Source organism: Streptomyces sp. NPDC001832 (assembly GCF_040297265.1).
Classification (GTDB): Bacteria; Actinomycetota; Actinomycetes; order Streptomycetales; family Streptomycetaceae; genus Streptomyces.
The window spans coordinates 42,738-63,098 of the sequence record NZ_JBEOYU010000037.1 but is presented as its reverse complement, the minus strand read 5'-3'; the positions used below and the strand labels follow the sequence as shown (position 1 = coordinate 63,098).

Here is a 20,361-nt window from a genome sequence, read left to right as displayed (position 1 = left end):
CAACACTCTTTCCCTACCCCACGCTCTTCCGATCTCATCCCGGCGCCTTGGAATCGCACGCACCAGACCGCGTCCGCTTTCCGATCGGAGGCCGCCCGACAGCCTCTGAGAGGCTGTCGGGCGGAACACCCCGGCGCAGGATCAGACCGGCAGGCGCCGGAACAGCGGGCGCGGCACATGCCGCAGTGCCGACATCACTACACGCAGTGACCCCGGCACCCATACCGTCTCCGAACGCCGCCGCAGACCCGTCACGATCGCCGCTGCGACCGCGTCCGGAGTCGTTGCGAGAGGCGATGCCTCCAGCGGTGCGGCGGCGAACCGCGCCGCGGTGAGCCGCGGTGTCGCGGGTCGGGCCGCCGTTCTTGGCCGTACGACGCCGGGGCGTACGACCATCACATGCACCCCCGTGCCGTGCAGTGCGTCCCCCAGCCCCTGCGTGAACGCGTCCAGGCCCGCCTTGCTGGACCCGTAGATGAAGTCGGCACGGCGGACACGTTCGCCGGCCACCGAGGACAGCACCACCAGCGAGCCGTGCCCCTGCGCCTGGAGCGCTCCGGCGCACACCAGCCCGGCGGAGACGGCCCCCGTGTAGTTCGTCCGGGCGACCCGGACCGCGGAGAGCGGCTCCTCCTCATCACGCTCCTGGTCGCCCGCGATGCCGAAGGCGAGGAGCACCATGTCGATGTCGCCCTCGGTGAAGATCTTGCCGAGGGCGGTCTCGTGGGACTCGGAGTCGAGGGCGTCGAAGTCGACCGTACGGACGTCGGCGCCGCGTGTGCGCAGTTCGGCGGCGGCCGATTCGAGGGCGGGGGAGGGGCGGCCGGCCAGCCAGACCGTACGGGTCCGGCGGGCGATCAGCCGGCGTGCGGTGGCGAGAGCGATCTGAGACGTGCCGCCGAGAACGAGCAGGGACTGCGGGGCACCGAAGGCGTCCTTCACGGAAACACTCCTTGCAGACGGGGGCGAGGCAGACGAGGGGGGCGAGGCAGACGAGGGGGACGAGGAAGACACGGGGGACGAACGGGCGGAAGCCCGCAGCGGTCAGAGCGACAGGCGGCGCGACAGGTCCGAGCGGAACGCTCCGTTCGGGTCCAGTTCGGCGCGCAGCGACCGGAATTCGGCCAGCCGTGGATACATCGCGGCCAGCATCTGAGGCCGCAGCCGGGAGTCCTTCGCCAGGCAGACCCGGCCGCCGGCCTCCGCCACCTCCTCGTCCAGCGAGTCCAGGAACCCGGCCAGGCCCGGCAGCCCGGTGGGCAGATCGAGGGCGAGCGCCCAGCCAGGCATCGGGAACGACAGCCAGCCCGGGCCGCCTTCGCCGAACCGTTTGAGCACGGCGAGGAACGACGGGCAGCGCCGCCGGGAGATCCGGCGCACGATCCGGCGCAGCGCCTCCTCCTGCCCGTGCCCGACGACGAACTGGTACCGCACGTATCCGCCGCGGCCATGGAGCCGGTTCCAGTGCGGCAGACCGTCCAGGGGGTGGAAGAACGTGGACAGCTTCTGGAACTCGCCGATGCGGTACCTGGGGGCGCTGCGGTAACGGAGCTCGTTGTAGAGGGCGATGGAGGTACGGCCGAGCAGCCCTTCCGGTACGAGAGCGGGTGCGGCCGGCAGCTGTCCCGGGCGGAACGCGAGCGGTGTGCGCCGGGCGCGTGCGGGGAGCGCGTACCGGGGTACGTGCTCCCCGCGGGTGAGTACGGAACGCCCCGTCGCCCGGCCGCGGGCGAGGAGGTCGATCCAGGCAGCCGAATAGCGGTAGCGGTGGTTTCCGGCGGAGAGTCTGGCCAGCAGGTCGTCCAGGTCGACGGTCCGTTCGGTGTCCACCGACATCCAGGAGCTGGTGACACGGTGGCACCGGAGCGTGGCGGAAAGGATCACACCCGTCAGACCCAGGCCGCCCGCCGTCGCGTCGAAGAGATCGGTGCCGGGCCGGACCGTACGGATCTCGCCCTCGGCGGTCAGCAGCTTCAGCTCCTGGACGTGCCGCGAGAAGGAGCCGGAGAAGTGATGGTTGCGGCCGTGGATGTCGGCGCCGATCGCGCCGCCCACGGTGACGTAGCGGGTGGCCGGTGTGACGGGCACGAACCAGCCGAGCGGCAGCAGGACTTCCATCAGCCGGTGCAGGCTGACCCCGGCGTCGCAGACCACCAGGCCGGTCTGGGCGTCGATGGCGCGGATCCGGTTCAGCGCGGTCATGTCGAGGACGGAGCCGCCCGCGTTCTGTGCGGCGTCGCCGTGGGCCCGGCCGAGGCCCCGAGCGATGGAGCCGCGGGGTCCGCAGCCGCGTACCGTCGCCGCCGCCTCCTCGTACGTACGGGGACGAAAGCGCAGGGCGGTCGTCGGGGCGGTACGGCCCCAGCCGCTCAGGGACACGGTGTCGACAGACATGATGGTGACCGTAGCGCCCGATAAAACCCTTTCGACGGATTCGTTACAACACTCACCGATATGGATGATTGAAGAAGTGTCAGCCCGCGCGGGAAGCGAAAGCGGGAACCCAGTGCATCCAAAACCGTTCGGGATGGGCCCGGTACGCAACAGTGGGTCCAGGACTCACTCATGCACACTGGTTAGGAGCGGTAGTCGTACGTCATGGACTGGCTGAAAAACCTCCCTGTCATCGGGCCGATCGTCTCCCGGCTGATGGCGACGCACGCCTGGCGCTCGTACGAAACGCTGGAACGGGTCCACTGGGCCAGGCTCGCCGCCGCGATCACCTTCATCAGCTTCCTGGCGATCTTCCCGCTGATCGCGGTGGGTGCGGCGATCGGTGCCGCGTTGCTCTCCGCCGAGCAGGTCCACAAGATCGAGAACCTGATCGTCGAGCAGGTGCCGGGCATCTCCGACCAGCTCGGTATCCGCAGTCTGGTGGCCAACGCGGGCACGGTCGGGCTGGTCGCGGGTGCGGTGCTGCTCTTCGCGGGTGTCGGCTGGATCGGCGCGATGCGGGGCTGTCTGCGCGCCGTGTGGGGCATGGACGACGTGGACCTGGGCAATCCGGTCATCCGCAAACTCAAGGATGTCGGGCTGCTCTTCGGTCTGGGCGGGGCGGCGCTCGCGACGCTCGCTGTCTCCTCGGCCGGCTCTGTCGCCCTCGGCTGGACCGCCGGTCTGCTGGGCATCTCGGACCGCGGCGCGGGCGGTGTGGTGCTGCAGGTGGCCGCCGTAGTCGTGGCGGCCCTCGCCGACTTTCTGCTGCTGCTCTATCTGCTGACGCTGCTGCCCGGTGTCGAGCCCCCGCGGCGCAGGCTGTTGGTCGCCGCGGCGATCGGCGCGGTCGGCTTCGAACTGCTCAAGCTGCTGCTCGGCGGCTATATGAAGGGCGTCGCGTCGAAGAGCATGTACGGCGCCTTCGGGGTGCCGGTCGCGCTGCTGCTGTGGATCAACTTCTCGGCGAGGCTGCTGCTGTTCTGCGCCGCCTGGACGGCGACGCAGAACAGCGAGGAAACCGAGCAGGACTCCGCGGCCGTCAGCGACGACGACGGCGAACCAGGTCCGGCAGCGGCCAGCGCCGGTTGACCAGGAACGCACCGCCGGCCAGCAGCACCAGGACGCCTCCGGCGATTCCCGCCGCGATCCAGGCGCCGTCGCTCCCGCTGCCGCCGGCGGCAGCGGTCTCGGTGGTGTGCGCGGAACCGTTCCTGCCCTCGTCCTTCTCGTTTGCCGCCACGGGGTCCTTGCCGGTGTCGGCCCCGGTACTGGCGGACTTGGGGGGCACCAGTTCGCCGACCGGGGTCACCTTGCCGCTCGCGGCGAAACCCCAGTCGAGGAGGCTGGCGGCCTCCTTGTAGGCGGCGTGGGGCTCCCCGGACGACGGATTCATGACGGTGACGAGCAGCACCTTGCCGTCGCGTTCGGCGACACCGGTGAAGGTGTTGCCCGCGTGCGTGGTGTAGCCGTTCTTGACGCCCGCGATGCCCTTGTACGGGTCGACGCCGTCCGCGCCGGTGAGCAGCCGGTTGGTGTTCTGGATCTTGAAGCTTTCGCGCTTGCCGTCCTTCTTCGCGCCGGGGAAGTCCGCCTCGGCCGTCGAGCAGTACTCCCGGAAGTCCGCCTTCTGCAGCCCGCTGCGGGCGAACAGAGTCAGGTCGTACGCGCTGGAGACCTGACCGGGCGCGTCATATCCGTCGGGCGACACCACTTTCGTGTCGAGCGCCTGCAGCTCCTCGGCATGCGCCTGCATGTCGGCGACGGTCTTGGGGACGCCGCCGTACATCGAGGACAGCACGTGCACCGCGTCATTGCCCGAACGCAGGAACACCCCGAGCCACAGGTCCTGGACCGTATAGCTGAGGTTTTCCTTGATGCCCACCAGGCTGCTGCCCTCGCCGACGCCCGCGAGGTCCTCTTCCTGGACGGTGTACGTCCGGGTCTTCGGCTGCAGTCCTGGCATCACGGTGTCCGCGAAGAGCATCTTCAGCGTGGAGGCGGGGGGCAGCCGCCAGTGCGGGTTGTGCGAGGCGAGGACCTCGCCGTTCTCCGCGTCCGCAACGATCCAGGACCTGCCCGTGAGGTCCTTGGGCAGTACCGGGGCGCCGGCCCCCAGCTTGACCTGTGTGCCGGGTCGGCCCAGCAGCTCGCCACCGACCTGGGACATGGCGGCGGGTGGTTTCGGCTGCTTGCCGGGGGTGTCCTTGTCAGCCGCCGATGCCGGGCTGACAACAAATGTGGACAACAAGGCGGCAGAGGTGACCGTCAACGCGATCTTCTTCAGAGCAGGCACGGTCGGAAACGTACAGGGTGAAGGTATGAATATGGGTGCGGATGGCTTGACCCGCCGTGCGTACCGCCGGGACAGCTCACCCCGGGCGACTTTGCCGGAGCGCGGCGGAGATACTGGGTCCATGAAGCTCAGCCGCCCCGCCTCCTGGTTCCTGCTCGCTTTCGGGGTATGGAGCTGGTTCATCTGGATCACTTTCGTCAAGAACCTGTGGAAGGACGGCAGCGGACTCGCCTTCGACGACGCGGGTGACCCGACTGCGTACTTCTGGGTGCATCTGCTGCTCGCCATCACGTCCTTTCTCCTGGGGACGGTGGTCGGTGTGATCGGGTTCCGTGGAGTCAGGGCGTTGCGCCGCGAAGGTGCATAACAGGCCGTACGACGGGCGACGGGCGGGGGAACAGAAGTGGCAGTGGTCGGTCTCGCGGTGACAGCGGTCGTGGTGCTCGCGCTGCTCGTCGGCGTGCACCGCTATCTGTGGCGCCGCTTCGTCGGTGACACGACGGCCGAGGGCAGCGCCCTGCGCAGAGCCGGCACGGTGGCCGCGTACCTCCTGCCGCTGCTGAGCGTCGGCGCCCTGGTCTCCGGCCGTACGGGTGCGCCCTTCTGGCTCCAGCAGGTGCTGGCCTGGCCCGGGTACCTATGGCTGGCCGCGCTGCTGTATCTGACGCTGGCGCTGCTGGTGGGCGAGGTGGCACGGCCGGTCCTGCGACGGGTGCTCGCAGGCCGCGCGAATGAGTCAAGTCGGTTAAATCGCCGGTCAGTCACGAAGGTGCTCACGCCCGAGGCCACCGACGCCCCCGCCGCGGACGCCCACGCCACCGACGCCCCCGCTGCGGATGTCCTCGTCGCCGACGCGCCCGCTGCGGATGTCCTCGTCGCCGACGCGCCCGCTGCGGACGTCCTCGTCGCCGACGCGCCCATCGCGGACACCCTCGCCGCCCCCACGCGCCGTCTTTTCGTCGCGCGCGCCGTCGGGGGCGCCGCCGCCGTCGCCGGGCTCGGCACGGTCGGCTACGGCACGTACGGCGTGCTGCGCGGGCCGCGGGTCAAGCGGATCACCGTCCCGCTCGCCAAGCTGCCCCGTTCGGCGCACGGTTTTCGGATCGCCGTCGTCAGCGACATCCACCTCGGCCCCGTCCTCGGCCGCGCTCATACCCAGCGGATCGTCGACACGATCAACCGGACCCAGCCGGATCTGGTCGCCGTCGTCGGGGATCTCGTCGACGGGACTGTCGCCGACCTCGGTCCGGCCGCGGAGCCGCTCGCGCAACTGACTGCCCGCCAGGGCAGTTTCTTTGTCACCGGCAATCACGAGTACTACTCCGGCGCCGCCCAATGGGTCGATCATGTAAGGGAATTGGGGCTTCACCCCTTGGAGAATGCCCGGGTCGAGATCGACGGATTCGATCTCGCGGGCGTCAATGACATTGCCGGGGAGAGCGAGGGGCAGGGGCCCGACTTCGATCGTGCGCTCGGTGACCGGGACCGTAACCGCGCCGCCGTCCTCCTCGCCCACCAGCCCGTCGTCATCCACGACGCCGTCGCCCACGGCGTGGACCTCCAGCTCTCCGGCCACACCCACGGCGGCCAGCTCTGGCCGGGCAATTTCATTGCGGAGCTGGCCAATCCCACGGTCGCCGGGCTCGACCGTTACGGCGACACCCAGCTGTACGTCTCCCGCGGAGCGGGTGCCTGGGGACCGCCCGTACGGGTCGGTGCACCCTCCGACGTCACCGTCGTGGAGCTCGCCTCCCGGCAGGCCTGACACTCCGTCGATGACCTGTTGCGGACCCTTCGGATCAACCCAAGGTTTCAAGTGCCGAACAAAAGGATATGAGTCCTGGTTTTGCTCTTCCGGATGTGAAAGTCGTGTGATTGGCTGAGCGCGAACATGCGGTGATGTGCGTATCTGAGCGCAACGCCGAGGTGGGGTTGGTAAGGAGAGCACGGCAATGCGGTCGATCCGGCTACGGATTCTCGCGGTTCTCGCGGTTTTGGTCATCGCAGGCGTCGGCGCCTGGCAGCTGCTTCCCTCGGACGAGGTGAAGGACGACCCGATCGCGGTCGGTACGACGGACGAAGTCACCTCGCTCGACCCGGCGGGTGCGTACGACGCCGGCTCCTGGGCGATGTACAGCAACATCTATCAGTCCCTCATGACGTTCAAGCCCGGGGCGACCGTCCCCGAGCCCGACGCCGCAGAGAGCTGTGGGTTCATCGGCCAGAAGCTCCAGACTTACCAGTGCAAGCTGCGCGACGATCTGTACTTCGCCAGCGGTCGCAAGATGACCGCCGCCGACGTCAAGTACTCCATCGACCGCATGATCAGGATCAAGACGGACGTCGGTCCGTCGGTGCTGTTCCCGAGTCTCAAGAACGTGGTGACCGAGGGCCGCACCATCACCTTCAACCTCTCCTCGCGCGACGCGACCTTCCCGCAGAAGCTCGCCACGGGAGCCGGTTCGATCGTCGACCGCGAGGCGTACCCGCCGAACAAGCTCCGGGCCGGAAACACGGCCGATGGCTCGGGCCCGTACATACTGGAGTCGTACCAACCGGGCGTCTCCGCCGAACTGGTCCCCAACCCCAGGTACAAGGGTGCGCTGAAGAAGACCGGTGTCCCGGTCACCGTGCACTACTACAAGGAATCGGACGCACTCCTGGCGGCCTGGAAGGCCGGACAGCTCGATGTGACGCACCGCCAGCTGCCGCCGGCCACGCTCGCCGAGCTGAACCCCGGCGACCCCGACCTGCGCGTCACCGAGGCGGACAGCGCCGAGATCCGCAATCTCGTCTTCAACGTCCGTGACGGCTCCCCACTCGCCAACAAGAAGGTCCGGCAGGCCATCGCGTCGATCATCGACCGTGGGCCGCTGGTGACCGACGTCTACAAGGGCACCGTCGAACCGCTCTACTCGCTGATCCCGCAGGGCTACATCGGGCACAGCACACCGTTCTTCGACGCCTATCCCTCGCCCGACCCCGAGCGCGCCAAGAGGCTGATGCAGGAGGCCGGAGTGCAGACGCCGCTGCACATCACCTTCGGCTACCGCGGCGGCGACGAGGCGTTCGCGAAGGAGACCGCGGAGCTGCGCCGCCAGCTGGAGGCGGACGGGCTGTTCAAGGTCTCGGTCGAGGCCGTCGACTGGCAGAAGTTCCAGAAGGAGTACCCGACCGGCAAGTACGACGCCTTCACCATCGGCTGGCTCCCCGACTACCCGGACCCCGACACCTTCAGTGCTCCGTTGGTGGGCCACGGCAACAGCCTCCACAACGGCTACTCCAGCAAGCAGATGGACAGCCTGATCGCCGCCACGCGGCAGTACAGCGACCGCGGCCGTACCGCGGCGGACTTCAAGGACCTCCAGAAGCTGGTCGGTGAGGACGTGCCGCTCGTGCCGCTGTGGCAGAAGAAGGACTACGTCGTCAGCACGACCGATGTCTCCGGTTCGCAGTACCTCTCGGACGGCACCGGCCTCTGGCGGCTGTGGGAACTGAAGCGGATCTGACCGCGGCGGCGCCGAGGGGACCGAGAGGCCGCCGCCCCGGGGCGGCGGCCAGGCGGGGCCCTCCCTCCTTGCGGACCGTCAGATGCTCATCGAGCGGGCCGTGTTGACATGGGCCATCACCATCTGGAAGGTCTCCGGACCGGTCGCCGGGATCAACGTCGAGTGGTGCCTGCCACCGCTGGTCACCGAGACCTGGATGAAGCCGGTCGTCTTCTTCTCCTTCATCAGGAGGAAGAGCAGACCGATCAGGCAGAGCAGCGCGAAGACGATCGCGAGCACGATCGCGACCGTCGGGATCTTCTCCTCGGTACGCGACAGGTCCGTGGCCGTCCACACCGCACCCTTGAGGGGCATCGTGCCGGCCGGTGTCACGATCTGGTCGTTCACGACGGTGATGTCGCCGAACGCCAGCATCGGCGCACCGGCGCCGGGCGGCGGGCCCGGCTGCTGCGGATAGCCGTAACCGGGCATGGTCGGTTGGCCCGCCTGCTCCGCGGGGTAGCCGTAGCCGGGGCCGGGCTGGGTAGCGGACTCGGGCAGCTGCTGCGGGTAGCCGTAGGCCGGAGCGCCCGGGCCGGTCTGCCCGTGCCCCTGGCCGTCCGCGACGGTGGGCGGATGGCCCGGCTGCTGGGGAGGTCCCCACTTGTATGAGTCGTCCGCGTACGGATTCGGATCGCTCAACGTTCCCCGCTTTCGATCAAGCCTGTGCGCCCCGCGCCCTGCTGCGCCGGAGGCGACGAACCGGTGTCCGGTTCCGCATGACCGTACCTTCAACACCCGGACGGTGCACCAAGAGGCCCCGCTTCCCGCAGTGTTCGTGCGGAAAACGGGGCCTCGGATGCAACTGGTGCGTCAGCGGCGGTCAGAAGCGGCGCGTGATCAGCGCCCGCTTGACCTCCTGGATCGCCTTGGTGACCTCGATGCCACGCGGGCAGGCGTCCGTGCAGTTGAAGGTGGTGCGGCAACGCCACACACCGTCACGGTCGTTGAGGATCTCCAGGCGCTGCTCACCGCCCTCGTCGCGTGAGTCGAAGATGAAGCGGTGCGCGTTGACGATCGCCGCCGGGCCGAAGTACTGGCCGTCGTTCCAGAACACCGGGCACGAGGACGTGCACGCGGCGCAGAGGATGCACTTGGTGGTGTCATCGAAGCGCTCGCGGTCCTCGGCGGACTGCAGACGCTCACGGGTCGGCTCGTTCCCCTTGGTGATGAGGAAGGGCATGACATCGCGGTACGCCTGGAAGAAAGGCTCCATGTCGACCACGAGGTCCTTGAGGACCGTGAGGCCCTTTATTGCCTCGACCGTGATCGGCTTCTCCGGGTTGATGTCCTTGATCAGCGTCTTGCAGGCGAGCCTGTTCTTGCCGTTGATCCGCATCGCGTCGGAGCCGCAGATGCCGTGGGCGCAGGAACGGCGGAACGTCAGCGTGCCGTCGATGTCCCACTTGATCTTGTGAAGGGCGTCGAGGACACGCTCCTTCGGGTCGATCTCGATCTGGAAGTCCTGCCACTCGGCCTCGTCGGAGACCTCGGGGTTGAAGCGGCGGATCCGGAAGGTGGCCGTGATGTACGGGGAGGCAGGGGACGCCGGGGGGGTGGCCTCGGCCTTGTCCAGAGTCGGGGTAGCCATCAGTACTTACGCTCCATCGGCTGGTAGCGGGTCTGGACGACCGGCTTGTAGTCGAGCCGGATCGACTCGGTGCCGTCGGCCGCGACCTCGCGGTACGCCATGGTGTGGCGCATGAAGTTGACGTCGTCGCGGTTCGGGTAGTCCTCGCGGTAGTGACCGCCGCGGGACTCCTTGCGGGCCAGCGCGGAGGTCGCCATGACCTCGGCCAGGTCGAGCAGGTTGCCCAGCTCGATGGCCTCCAGGAGGTCCGTGTTGAACCGCTTGCCCTTGTCCTGGATGGACACGTTGAGGTAGCGCTTGCGCAGCTCGGCGATCTTGTCGACGGCCGCCTTGATGGTCTGCTCGGTGCGGAACACCATCACATTGGCGTCCATGCACTCCTGCAGCTCCAGACGGATCGCCGCGACCCGCTCGGTGCCCGTCGAGTTGCGCAGCCGCTCGATCTGCTCCTCGACCATCTGCGCCGGGTTCTCGGGAAGCTCGACGAAGTCGTTCTTCGCGGAGTACTCGGCGGCACCGATGCCCGAACGGCGTCCGAAGACGTTGATGTCGAGCAGCGAGTTGGTGCCCAGACGGTTGGCACCGTGCACGGAGACGCACGCGACCTCGCCGGCGGCATACAGGCCCGGGACGACGGTGGTGTTGTCGGCCAGCACCTCGCCCTCGACGTTGGTCGGGATGCCGCCCATGGCGTAGTGCGCGGTCGGCTGGATCGGGATCGGGTCCGTGTAGGGCTCGATGCCGAGGTACGTACGCGCGAACTCGGTGATGTCCGGGAGCTTGGCGTCCAGCTGCTCCGGCGGCAGGTGGGTGAGGTCGAGGTAGACGTGGTCGCCCTCGGGGCCGCAGCCGCGGCCCTCACGGATCTCCGTGTAGATGGAGCGGGAGACGACGTCACGGGACGCGAGGTCCTTCATGACGGGCGCGTACTTCTCCATGAAGCGCTCGCCGTCCTTGTTGCGGAGGATGCCGCCCTCACCACGGGCGCCCTCCGTCAGCAGGATGCCCATGCGCCAGATGCCCGTCGGGTGGAACTGGAAGAACTCCATGTCCTCCAGCGGCAGGCCACGGCGCCAGGCGGCGGCCTGGCCGTCACCGGTCAGGGTGTGCGCGTTCGACGTCACCTTGAAGAACTTCCCGGTGCCGCCGGAGGCGAAGATGATCGCCTTCGCCTGGAAGACGTGGATCTCGCCGGTCGCCAGCTCGTACGCGACGACGCCCGCGGACTTCTTGACCCCGTCCACCTCCTGGAGCAGGAGGTCCAGGACGTAGAACTCGTTGAAGAACTCCACGCCCTCCTTGACGCAGTTCTGGTAAAGCGTCTGGAGGATCATGTGGCCGGTGCGGTCCGAGGCGTAGCAGGACCGGCGGACCGGGGCCTCGCCGTGGTTACGGCTGTGGCCGCCGAAGCGACGCTGGTCGATACGGCCCTCGGGCGTGCGGTTGAACGGCAGGCCCATCTTCTCCAGGTCGAGAACGGAGTCGATGGCCTCCTTCGCCAGGATCTCGGCGGCGTCCTGGTCGACCAGGTAGTCGCCGCCCTTGATCGTGTCGAAGGTGTGCCACTCCCAGTTGTCCTCTTCCACGTTGGCGAGCGCGGCGGCCATGCCGCCCTGCGCGGCGCCCGTGTGGGAGCGGGTCGGGTAGAGCTTCGTGAGCACGGCGGTACGGCTGCGCTTGGTGGACTCGATGGCCGCGCGCATGCCGGCGCCGCCGGCGCCGACGATGACTGTGTCGTACTTGTGGATCTGCATGATTTCCTCTGGTCCCTCTGGCCCGGCGCCTAGCGGATGTTCGGGTCGAAGGTGAAGATCACCAGCGTGCCCAGCAGGACGGTGAACACCGTGGCGGTGTACAGCAGCATCTTCAGCCAGAAGCGGGTGTTGTCCCGTTCGGCGTAGTCGTTGATGACCGTACGGAGGCCGTTGGCGCCGTGCAGCATGGCCAGCCACAGCATCGCCAGGTCCCAGACCTGCCAGAACGGCGAGGCCCAGCGGCCCGCCACGAAGGCGAAGCCGATCTTGGAGACGCCGCCGTCCAGCACCAGCTGGATCAGCAGGTGGCCCAGGACCAGGACGACCAGGACGATGCCCGACAGGCGCATGAAGAGCCAGGCGTACATCTCGAAGTTGGTGCGCGAACCCTTGGGAGTCTTGCCGGTCCGCTTGCGCGGCGGCTCGATGACCGGGGCCGGGTGGTCGACGTCGTAGAGGCTGACGCCCTCGACGGAGCCGATCGCGGCGGAGGACTCGGTGGACATGGGCCTCAGCTCCCGAAGATTTCGCGTACGGCGTGGCCGAGGACGGGGTACAGGGCCCCGACCATCAGCACGACCCAGACACCCACGACGGACCAGAGCATCTGCTTCTGGTAGCGCGGGCCCTTGGCCCAGAAGTCCACGGCGACGATGCGGAGACCGTTCAGCGCGTGGAAGAGAATGGCGGCCACCAGGCCGTATTCGAGGAACGCGACGATCGGCGTCTTGTAGGTGGCCACGACGTTGTCATAGGCCTCGGGGGAAACTCGGACGAGAGCGGTGTCCAGGACGTGTACGAACAGGAAGAAGAAAATGAGGACACCGGTGACTCGATGAGCCACCCAGGACCACATGCCTTCCCGGCCGCGGTACAGCGTTCCAGCCGGCACGGAAAAACCCTCCGGGAGCAGGGATTGGGGCCGGCCGGCTTGACTGTCGGTCTGGCCCGGCCGGGTACGGTCCACCGGCCCCGGCCATCGTAGCGACGCTTTGTCGGTTCGTTCGCGCGGGGGCCTCTGGTGTGATCAAAGTGGCAATCAAACAGGCACGGACGGGCTAGAACGGACCGGTCGGCAGCGCTGACCGGCCCCGTTCCGTTATGAACCCGATACCAGGTCGATAATGCGGCCCCGGGCGAGTCGCCGCATCTCGTCCGCGGTGACCACCCGCTCCTGGTCGGGTTCGTGGCCCAGCCTGGCCCGGATTCCGGCGAGCACCTGGTCCTGCCGTTCGGCAGGCTCGAATCCGTCCAGACAGATGACGAAGACATGGCCGAAGCGGCGCTCGTACGCGGCATGCGCGGCCCGCAGTGCCAGGTGGGCGGAGCGCGGCGCGGCGTGGTGCAGCCCGGGGGAGACCTCGGTGGCGAGCGCCTCGGCGAGATCCGCCGGGGGCAGGTCGTAGCCCGCCTCGTCCGCGGCGGCCAGCAGCGCGTCCAGATCCGGGTACGGGCGGTGGGCGGCCACCCGCCCGGCCCAGAGCCGGCTGCCGCAGCAGTCCAGCAGGGCAGCCTCGGCCTCGGCGGACGGCGCGGTGTTGAAGCGGTCGAGGCCCGAGGCACCGGCCCGGCCCTGCGCCGGTACGGCGTTCTGGACGGGTACGGCCGTCCGGGTGGCCGGTTGCCGCACTCGCTTCGGGAGGCCGGCGTGGGACTCGCTGGACCTGGGCAGCGTGAGCTCCTCGAATCAACGGCATCCGTGGACCTGGAGTGGGGCGGGACGGGTGAGACCAGGCGGATACAGGGTGAAGGGAGAGACGAATGTGCCTCAAAGCTAGCGAGACCGGGCAACGGTCGTCCGACAGATGCGCAAACTTCACCCGGACGGGAGGGTTCCGGAACGTCTGATGGACCGTACTCCAAGAAGATTGACCGGCTATTTCATGACTTCTGCTCGTTTTCCCGTCAATATCGGAGGTTTCTGACTGATGTCGCCCTCACGCGGCGTCCTTGTGGCCGGTGCGGTCCTCACCGCGGCGGCTGCCGCGACGATCGCCGTCATCGTCTGGCAGGAAAGCTCCGAAACCGGACCGGCGGGGGAGTCCGGGTCCCACACTCGCTCCGCCGCCCCCTCGCCGACCCGGAGCTACCCGCTCTCCACTCCACCCCGCACCATCCCCGCCGTACGCGAGCACACTGCCGCCCGCGGCCCTGGCTGGCGGCCCGACCCGGCCGCCGGAGTCGTGATCGCCCCCGGCAGCGGGACGCTCGCGGACGAGGGGCAGCTGCTCGCCAAGGAACTGAAGATCCACTATCGGGGTGACGTCCCGGCCCGCGCGGGCGACGTGGAGCTGGCCCTCACCCCGGGCAAGGGCACCCCCGAGTCGTACACCCTCAAGACGCACGACGGACGGGTCACGATCAGCGGGCCCGACCAGGCCGGTGTCTTCTACGGAACCCGCACCCTGAAACAGTCGGTGCGCGCCGACGGCGAAATGCCCGAGGGCGAGGTGCGCGACCGCCCCGACCGGCCGCAGCGCGGCCTCAACCTCGACATCGCGCGCAAGTACTACACCGTCGTCTGGATCGAGGACCGGCTGCGCGAGATGGCCGACCTCAAGCTCAACCAGCTCGGCCTGCACTTCTCCGACGACCAGGCGTTCCGTATCCAGTCCGACACCCACCCCGAAGTGGTGTCGCCGCAGCACCTCACCAAGGCGGAGGTACGCCAGATCCTCGGCCTCGCGGGCCGGCTGCACATCGAGGTCGTCCCCGAGCTCGACTCCCCGGGCCATCTGGGCGCCGTCCTGCGCGCTCACCCCGACCTCCAGCTGCGCAATGTGTCGGGTGTGCGCTCGACCGGATCGCTCGACATCTCCAACCCGGGGTCGGCGAAGCTCATCGATGAACTCCTCGTCGAGTTCACCGGGCTGTTCGGCGGCCGGTACTGGCATCTCGGCGCCGACGAATACCTCGCGCTGACGGCGCAGGACCCGGCCGCCTCGTACCCGCAGCTGCAACGCGCCGCCCAGCAGAAATACGGACCACAGGCCGGCATCAAGGACCTCGCCACCGGCTGGCTCAACGACCGCGCGGCGGTGGTGCGCCCGCGCGGCAAGCAGCCCAAGGCCTGGAACGACGGCTTCTTCCGTGACGGAGTCGTCCGCGCCGACAAGGACATCGAGGTCGAATACTGGACGGGCAGGGAGTACGGCGCCCGGCCGCCGGAGGAGTACCTGCGCGAGGGACGGCGCGTGGTGAACCTCAACGACGAGTTCCTCTATTACGTACTCGGCCAGCCCAACAACTTCATCTACCCGACGGGCAAGCGGATCTACGAACAATGGACCCCGCTCGTCCTGCGCGGCACCCAGCCGGTCCCGGCAAGCTACTCCGGGCAGATCCTGGGAGGCCGGTTCGCCGTATGGGGCGACTTGCCGAACGCGCAGACTCCGCAGCAGGTGGCGCAGGGCATCCGGATGCCGCTGCGGGCGACTTCCCAGAAGCTGTGGGACCCGCGCAAACCGGCGCTGAGCTGGGACCAGTTCCGGGCACTGGCCGGGCGGATCGACAAGGTGGGCTGAGCGGGCGGGCCGGATTCCCGGTGGACAGTGCGGGGGGCCGGGGCTAAGTTCGCAAGCCGCGCACTCCGGGGAGGGGCGCGCATTCCTTGCGTTCCTGGCTCAGAATCCTGGGGGGTCCCACTTCATGCTGTGCTCCACCTGCCGTCTCAGACCGCCGGTCACCGCGGACGGGCACTGTCTTCTCTGTGCCGGACCCGCCGGGGCTGCGGCCCCGATGCTGCCGGCCCCGGCCTGCGTCGCGCCGCAGCAGTATCTGCGCTCGCCGGACGGGCTCGCGAAGGCTGTCGTCATTCTGCTGGCCGTCGTCGCCGTGGCGGATCTGCTCGCCGTGGCAGCGGGGCTGAACGTCCGCAGGCTGCTCGCGAACGGGCTGGAGAACGATTTCGCGACGCACGACCAAGCGGAGGCGGCCCTGGCGGACAATCTGTACGGGTCCGCCGGTGTGCTGCAGAGTGTCATGACCCTGGCCACCGCCGTCGTCTTCATCATCTGGTTCCGGCGGGTGCGGCTGAACGCCGGGGTGTTCGACCCGAGCATGCAGTCGATGGCGCCCGGCTGGGCAGTCGGCGCCTGGTTCATCCCGGTCGCCAACCTGGTGCTGCCGCGCCGCATCGCGGGCGGCATCTGGACCGCGAGCGCCCAGACCAACACCGACGGCAGCTGGCGCACGGTCCCGGCCACCCCGATGAATCTGTGGTGGGGAGCGTGGGTCTGCTCGCTGGCCTTCTCCTGGGTCACGTCCCGGCTGTACATGAACGCCGATGACACACAGGAGATAATCGACACGGCGGGCCTGGTGATGGCGTCCGACGCGTTCGACATCGTGGCCGCGGTGCTCGCGATCCTGTTCGTACGCAAGCTGACCCGGATGCAGGGGGAGCGGGCGGCCCTCGGTGTGTATCCGCTGGGCACACAGCCTTACTGATCATTTTTCAGAACGAGGTTCGGAGTCGTCGCAAGCAGATGATGCAGCCGGCGAGTTGGAGGAGTCCCGGGTGGAGGTCGGCGCGTATCTCGTAGCGGATCCGAAGCCGCTTGTCCGCTCGACGACCCAGCGGGCGTAGGGTGCGAAGGCGCGGGCACCCTCGCATAGGCTGGCCAACTCATCCGACGCACTGCGACGAGGAACAGCCCATGCGCAGCAGCACCAGGATCCGCCTGATCGAGCCCACCGACGCCGCCCCGATCGCCGCGCATCGGGTGCGGGACTTCGAGGCTTTCCGGCCGTGGGAACCGGCCCAGCCGGCCGACTTCTTCACCCCGGAGGGCCAGGCGGAGCGAATCGACAGCGTGCTGGCCGGATACCGGGCCGGCACGGTCTGGCCGGGCGTGGTGCTCGCCGACGACCAGGTGATCGGGCAGGTCACCGTCGGAGGCATCCTGCCGCAGCCGCACCTGCGCCGCGGCTCCGTCGGATACTGGATCGCCAGCATCGCCCAGAACCAAGGGCATGCTGGGAACGCCGTTGGGCTTGTACTCCGGGTGATGACAGACGAACTCGGGTTGCACCGTGCCGAGGCGTCCACCAATCTGGAGAATCTGCCGTCGCAGCGGGTGCTGCGCCGCAACGGGTTCAGCCCGTACGGCGTCGCGCACTCCTCGATCTTTCTCGACGGGAGCTGGCGGGACGGGCTGCTGTGGGAGCGGGTTCTCGGCGACTAACTGATCATCTCAGCTTGAGTTCGCTTGTAGGGATCGGCAGTTGGGTTTGTGGCGGCAGAGTTGTGCGGGTGTCGGATGATCTCGTGCCTGATGACCTGTGGGAACGGGTGGCCCCATTGCTGCCTCCGCGTCCGCCGAGGCGCCGGAGGTATCCCGGTCGGCTGCCGGCCGACGACCGGGCTGCCCTGCGTGGGGGATCGTTTACGTGCCGCGCAAGGGCGTGAAGTGGGCGGATGCGCCCACGGAGCGGATCGGCTGCAGCGGAGTGACGGCCTGGCGGCGTCTGTGGGACTGGACAGAGGCGGTGCTCCGCCTCGATGGGCCACTGCTTGCTGGCGGGCGCCTCGTAGCGAGCGGTGTCGAAACCTGTGAACAGGTTCTCCGGACTGCTGATCTTTTCCATGTCGTGGGTGTCCTTGTCTTCTTCCAGTTCGGCGATGGTGCGGCCGACCGTGTCGGCGAGCGCTTCGAGGCGGTCCCGCTCTGCCAGCAGCTTCCGCTGGTGCTCGCGAAGCGCGAGCGCAAGCCACTTCCGTGCGTTGGAGCATCTGGCGCCGTGTGGTCGGCCCAGCTCCGGCGCTGAACGCGGTGACTGGAAGTGCCGCGTCCCCGTTCGTGCGCGCGCGGGGACGGGCCGACGGAGACGCCGACGAGCGGGGAGTGAGCAGGCGTCGTGACCGAGGGCCGGCAGTGCTGCGCGCGGTGATGTCGCGCCGGGCCCGCGGCAGGGCCTGGGCCGAAAGACTCCGCACAAGGCAGGAGCCCCTCGGGTCAGGCCGAGGGGCTCCAGCATGTGTGCGAATGAGGCAAGCGGCCCGGATGCTACGGGGCCAGGGTCAGCCCGATCCGGATCCCGGTGGGTGAACCGAGCGCCGAGACCCCGTAGTACAGGCCGGTGTCGGGCTTGATGCCCGAGGTGCTGGTGTTGTCGAGTTGCAGGACTGTGCCGTTGTTGGTGTCCTCACCGTCCGCGCCGATCGCGATGTCGGCTCGGCTGTATCCGGAGAGGTCGGTGAGCGATACCGACGAGCCGAGCCGGTCGTTCGACTCGGTGGAGCCGGGGATACCCGTCGTGTCCTGGCTGTATCCGACGGCCCCGGTGCCGGTGGGGCCTGTGGCGGAGCCGCGGATCAGGAAGACCTGGCCGGCGTTGCTCCGGTTCACGCCGTCGCGGGTGAGGTCCTCCCCGGGCGCGCCGGTGAGGATGTCGCCGTACCCGTCGAGATTGACATCGCCGATGGAGACGGACGCCCCCATGTCGTCACCGGTCTCGCCGCCGCCCGGTACACCGGTGGTGTCCTGATGGACCGTCTTGCGACCGGTCGACGTCAGACCGGTGGCCGAGCCGAAGACCGTGGTGACGGCGCCGCCCTTTGCCGTGTGCCCGGACTCGGTGGCGGAGGGCTGGCCGACCGCGAGGTCGGTGGCGCCGTCGCCGTTGATGTCACCGGCGGCCAGCGAGCGTCCGCCGCGGGCGTCGAGGATGCCCACCCGCTGCAGTCCGGTGGCGGATCCCTTCAGCCACAGCAGCCGTCCGATGCCGCTCGGGTCGCGGTAGTTGACGGCGGCGTCCGCGTAGCCGTCCTTGTTGAAGTCGCCGGTGACCGCGGCCGCGTAGCTCACGGCAGCGGTGTACGCGGCGGTGTTCAGATAACCGAATTTGGCGGCGCCGGTCTTGCCGTCCCAGGCCCACCAACGCCCCGGCTTACCCGGTGCGACGGAGAAGATGTCGGCCTTGCCGTCGGCGTTGAAGTCGCCCGAGGTGACCGTCGTACCGAGCTTCTCGCCGCCGATCCGGCCGGATTCGGTGACCGAGTAACCCTTGCCGGTCGTGAGGCCGGGGCCGTACATCACGGCGACCGTGCCGTTGTCGGCCTGCGAAAAGTCCTCGCCCGGCGAGCCGATGACCAGGTCCGCGTACCCGTCGCCGTTCACATCGCCCCAGGCGTTGGACGACCCGAACAGGTCACCCGCCTCGGAGCCGCCGGGCACGCCCGCGCTGCTCTGGTCCAGCGTCCGCTTCGCGGCCGAGCCGGGGCCGTCCTCGGTGCCGGGCAGCACGGTGACGCGGCCCGCGCTGCTCGCCGCCTTCGGGAGACCGACGACCAGATCGGTGATGCCGTCCCGGTTGAAGTCAGTGGTCGGGATCGCGGCGTTGCGGGTGCCGTTGGTCGCGTACGTACGGATCGCACCGAGCTTGGCGTACAGGTTCGCGCCCGGGCACGCCGTGGCGAACCCGTCGCGGTGTCCGGCGATGCTGTTGAACGTGACGTCACCGGCGGGCTCGGTGTTGCCGTCCGCGTCGGTGACGAGGCGGGTCAGCGTCACCTTGGCGGTGGGGCTGACGCCGTACTGGCCGAGCTTCCAGGCGGCGACCCGGGCAGCGGACTGCAGGGCGGCCTGGGACGGCTTGCCGGTTTCGAAGTTGCCGAGCAGCGATATGCCGGTCGAGTACGCGTTGAAGCCGTAGGTGTGGGCACCCTTGACCGGGAGGTCGGCGCCGCCGCCGCGGCCCTCGAAGATCTGGCCGCACTTGTCGACCAGGAAGTTGTAGCCGAGGTCGTTCCAGCCGTCGGTCTTCACGTGGTACGTCATGATCGCGCGGACCATGGCGGCGGAGTCGGCGCAGCTGTAATTGTTCGTGTCGACGGTGTGGTGGATGTAGACCGCCTGCACCTTGTCGATGTACTCGGGCGGACTCTCGACCAGAGACTCGTCGGCGCCCCACTGGGCGCGGCTGATGATCGGTGGCCGGTTGACGGTCGACGGCGGCGCGGTCGGTACGGTCGCTGTCGGCTCCGGGGTCGGCGAGGCGGTGGCCGTCTCGGAGGCGGAGGCGGAGGCGGTGGCGGTCGGCGTCCCCGCGTCCGTGGCCGTCGCGGTGTCGGTCGGGGTGGCCGGCTCCGTGGGCGCACCCGTCGGAGTGTCGCTCGTGCTCGTCGCCGACGGACTCGCGGTCTCCTCCGCGACGAACGCGGCGTTGTCCATGGAGTCCGGAGCGACGGCGGCCGCCGGGTTACGGGACTCGGACTTGCTGACGCCCGGATCCACCATGTGGAGCTTGAGCCCCTTGGGCAGCGCCCTTTTCGAGTCGACCTTCACCTGTACGGCGTTCGAGGCGCCGACCCACAACGGCTCGGTTGCCTGCCGCGCGCTCGCACGCTCGCGTCCGTCCGGCCCGTCGGCGGACAACTCCAGTCCCCGCCAGGGCGACCACTTCCCGGTCTCTACGTCCCTGGTTCGCACCTGCGCGGCGCTGTCCCGCTGAGCCGCCCCGTCCCAGCCGATGCCCACCAGCGAGAACGGCTCGGTGGTCGTGGCCGGCAGCGTTCGTTCGGTGGCCGTACCCCCGCCCAGCGCGAGTGACCGCAGCTTCGCCGGACGCTCCGCCGGACCCTTGGGACCGGCAGGGCTGTCGGACGGATTGGCGATGGCGACCGTCACGACGCCCGCCCCGCCGAGAACCACGGCACCGACGGTCAGCCAGGCGCGGCGCTTCAGGCTCATCGGTCTGTATGCATGCGAACTGCGTGGGCTCAAATGCCCCACCCCT

Annotated in this window: 17 protein-coding genes and 1 pseudogene; 8 read left to right on the top strand and 10 right to left on the bottom strand. The window is 68.9% G+C overall.

The window, feature by feature from the left end; all coding sequences use genetic code 11:
• Nucleotides 1-141 precede the first annotated feature (141 nt).
• Nucleotides 142-942, bottom strand: a complete 801-nt coding sequence (dprE2, locus tag ABT115_RS24260) for a decaprenylphospho-beta-D-erythro-pentofuranosid-2-ulose 2-reductase (RefSeq protein WP_351793494.1) — start codon at nt 940-942, stop codon at nt 142-144.
• A gap of 102 nt (nt 943-1,044) precedes the next feature.
• Nucleotides 1,045-2,394 (bottom strand): decaprenylphosphoryl-beta-D-ribose oxidase, encoded by a 1,350-nt coding sequence (dprE1, locus tag ABT115_RS24255; RefSeq protein ID WP_351793491.1) that lies wholly within the window; start codon nt 2,392-2,394, stop codon nt 1,045-1,047.
• 204 nt (nt 2,395-2,598) lie between these two features.
• Here dprE1 and ABT115_RS24250 point away from each other — a divergent pair, with 204 nt between their 5' ends.
• Nucleotides 2,599-3,525, top strand: coding sequence for a YihY/virulence factor BrkB family protein (locus tag ABT115_RS24250; protein ID WP_351793489.1), 927 nt, complete (start codon nt 2,599-2,601; stop codon nt 3,523-3,525).
• Here the strand turns inward: ABT115_RS24250 and ABT115_RS24245 are convergent.
• Nucleotides 3,476-4,852, bottom strand: a complete 1,377-nt coding sequence (locus tag ABT115_RS24245) for a D-alanyl-D-alanine carboxypeptidase family protein (RefSeq protein ID WP_502969155.1) — start codon at nt 4,850-4,852, stop codon at nt 3,476-3,478. The two genes, ABT115_RS24250 and ABT115_RS24245, sit on opposite strands and share 50 nt — an antisense overlap.
• Between ABT115_RS24245 and ABT115_RS24240 the strand changes: the two genes are divergently transcribed.
• The 3 genes from ABT115_RS24240 to ABT115_RS24230 all read left to right on the top strand — a co-directional run bounded on the left by ABT115_RS24240 (nt 4,755) and on the right by ABT115_RS24230 (nt 8,238).
• Nucleotides 4,755-5,096, top strand: coding sequence for an SCO4848 family membrane protein (locus tag ABT115_RS24240; protein ID WP_502969156.1), 342 nt, complete (start codon nt 4,755-4,757; stop codon nt 5,094-5,096). The two genes, ABT115_RS24245 and ABT115_RS24240, sit on opposite strands and share 98 nt — an antisense overlap.
• 36 nt (nt 5,097-5,132) lie before the next feature.
• A complete protein-coding gene (locus ABT115_RS24235; protein ID WP_351793481.1) occupies nt 5,133-6,494 on the top strand; it encodes a metallophosphoesterase in 1,362 nt (453 codons plus the stop codon).
• A 187-nt stretch (nt 6,495-6,681) separates the two neighbouring features.
• A complete protein-coding gene (locus ABT115_RS24230; RefSeq protein ID WP_351793479.1) occupies nt 6,682-8,238 on the top strand; it encodes an ABC transporter substrate-binding protein in 1,557 nt (518 codons plus the stop codon).
• Between the two features lie 78 nt (nt 8,239-8,316).
• Here ABT115_RS24230 and ABT115_RS24225 read toward each other — a convergent pair whose 3' ends face one another.
• From ABT115_RS24225 to ABT115_RS24200, 6 genes are all read right to left on the bottom strand, one after another.
• Nucleotides 8,317-8,919: a hypothetical protein gene (locus ABT115_RS24225; RefSeq protein ID WP_351793476.1), complete on the bottom strand. Its 603-nt coding sequence runs from the start codon at nt 8,917-8,919 to the stop codon at nt 8,317-8,319.
• A gap of 181 nt (nt 8,920-9,100) precedes the next feature.
• On the bottom strand, nt 9,101-9,868 hold the full coding sequence (locus ABT115_RS24220; protein ID WP_351793473.1) for a succinate dehydrogenase iron-sulfur subunit: 768 nt from the start codon (nt 9,866-9,868) through the stop codon (nt 9,101-9,103).
• On the bottom strand, nt 9,868-11,622 hold the full coding sequence (gene sdhA, locus ABT115_RS24215; protein WP_351793472.1) for a succinate dehydrogenase flavoprotein subunit: 1,755 nt from the start codon (nt 11,620-11,622) through the stop codon (nt 9,868-9,870). The genes ABT115_RS24220 and sdhA overlap by 1 nt, the downstream gene beginning before the upstream one ends.
• Nucleotides 11,623-11,651: 29 nt before the next feature.
• Nucleotides 11,652-12,128, bottom strand: coding sequence for a succinate dehydrogenase hydrophobic membrane anchor subunit (locus ABT115_RS24210; RefSeq protein WP_114246213.1), 477 nt, complete (start codon nt 12,126-12,128; stop codon nt 11,652-11,654).
• A gap of 5 nt (nt 12,129-12,133) precedes the next feature.
• Entirely contained in the window at nt 12,134-12,514 is a 381-nt protein-coding gene (sdhC, locus tag ABT115_RS24205) for a succinate dehydrogenase, cytochrome b556 subunit (protein WP_351793469.1), read from the bottom strand.
• A 207-nt stretch (nt 12,515-12,721) separates the two neighbouring features.
• Nucleotides 12,722-13,252: a 2-oxo-4-hydroxy-4-carboxy-5-ureidoimidazoline decarboxylase gene (locus tag ABT115_RS24200; protein ID WP_351793466.1), complete on the bottom strand. Its 531-nt coding sequence runs from the start codon at nt 13,250-13,252 to the stop codon at nt 12,722-12,724.
• 298 nt (nt 13,253-13,550) lie between these two features.
• Between ABT115_RS24200 and ABT115_RS24195 the strand changes: the two genes are divergently transcribed.
• The 4 genes and pseudogenes from ABT115_RS24195 to ABT115_RS24175 form a co-directional block, all read left to right on the top strand.
• Complete coding sequence (locus ABT115_RS24195) at nt 13,551-15,146, top strand: beta-N-acetylhexosaminidase (RefSeq protein ID WP_351793463.1); 1,596 nt, start codon at nt 13,551-13,553, stop codon at nt 15,144-15,146.
• Nucleotides 15,147-15,360: 214 nt separating this feature from the next.
• A complete protein-coding gene (locus ABT115_RS24190; RefSeq protein WP_351793461.1) occupies nt 15,361-16,071 on the top strand; it encodes a DUF4328 domain-containing protein in 711 nt (236 codons plus the stop codon).
• A gap of 209 nt (nt 16,072-16,280) precedes the next feature.
• Nucleotides 16,281-16,808 carry a GNAT family N-acetyltransferase gene (locus ABT115_RS24180; RefSeq protein ID WP_351793458.1) on the top strand — a complete coding sequence of 176 codons (528 nt, stop codon included), beginning with the start codon at nt 16,281-16,283 and terminating at the stop codon, nt 16,806-16,808.
• Nucleotides 16,809-16,876: 68 nt separating this feature from the next.
• Nucleotides 16,877-17,112: pseudogene (locus ABT115_RS24175) on the top strand (transposase); the annotation flags it as partial.
• Between the two features lie 518 nt (nt 17,113-17,630).
• On the opposite strand, the gene ABT115_RS24165 reads toward ABT115_RS24175, so the two are convergent.
• Nucleotides 17,631-20,315 (bottom strand): FG-GAP-like repeat-containing protein, encoded by a 2,685-nt coding sequence (locus tag ABT115_RS24165; RefSeq protein ID WP_351793455.1) that lies wholly within the window; start codon nt 20,313-20,315, stop codon nt 17,631-17,633.
• Nucleotides 20,316-20,361 lie beyond the last annotated feature (46 nt).

Bases quoted from the DNA above. Each gene is read 5' to 3' on its own strand.
- dprE1 (WP_351793491.1), bottom strand. From the start codon at position 2,394: ATGTCTGTCGACACCGTGTCCCTGAGCGGCTGGGGCCGTACCGCCCCG.
- ABT115_RS24250 (WP_351793489.1), top strand. From the start codon at position 2,599: ATGGACTGGCTGAAAAACCTCCCTGTCATCGGGCCGATCGTCTCCCGG.
- ABT115_RS24240 (WP_502969156.1), top strand. From the start codon at position 4,755: ATGAATATGGGTGCGGATGGCTTGACCCGCCGTGCGTACCGCCGGGAC.
- ABT115_RS24245 (WP_502969155.1), bottom strand. From the start codon at position 4,852: ATGGACCCAGTATCTCCGCCGCGCTCCGGCAAAGTCGCCCGGGGTGAG.
- ABT115_RS24230 (WP_351793479.1), top strand. From the start codon at position 6,682: ATGCGGTCGATCCGGCTACGGATTCTCGCGGTTCTCGCGGTTTTGGTC.
- ABT115_RS24220 (WP_351793473.1), bottom strand. From the start codon at position 9,868: ATGGCTACCCCGACTCTGGACAAGGCCGAGGCCACCCCCCCGGCGTCC.
- sdhA (WP_351793472.1), bottom strand. From the start codon at position 11,622: ATGCAGATCCACAAGTACGACACAGTCATCGTCGGCGCCGGCGGCGCC.
- ABT115_RS24210 (WP_114246213.1), bottom strand. From the start codon at position 12,128: ATGTCCACCGAGTCCTCCGCCGCGATCGGCTCCGTCGAGGGCGTCAGC.
- ABT115_RS24195 (WP_351793463.1), top strand. From the start codon at position 13,551: ATGTCGCCCTCACGCGGCGTCCTTGTGGCCGGTGCGGTCCTCACCGCG.
- ABT115_RS24190 (WP_351793461.1), top strand. From the start codon at position 15,361: ATGCTGCCGGCCCCGGCCTGCGTCGCGCCGCAGCAGTATCTGCGCTCG.
- ABT115_RS24180 (WP_351793458.1), top strand. From the start codon at position 16,281: ATGCGCAGCAGCACCAGGATCCGCCTGATCGAGCCCACCGACGCCGCC.
- ABT115_RS24165 (WP_351793455.1), bottom strand. From the start codon at position 20,315: ATGAGCCTGAAGCGCCGCGCCTGGCTGACCGTCGGTGCCGTGGTTCTC.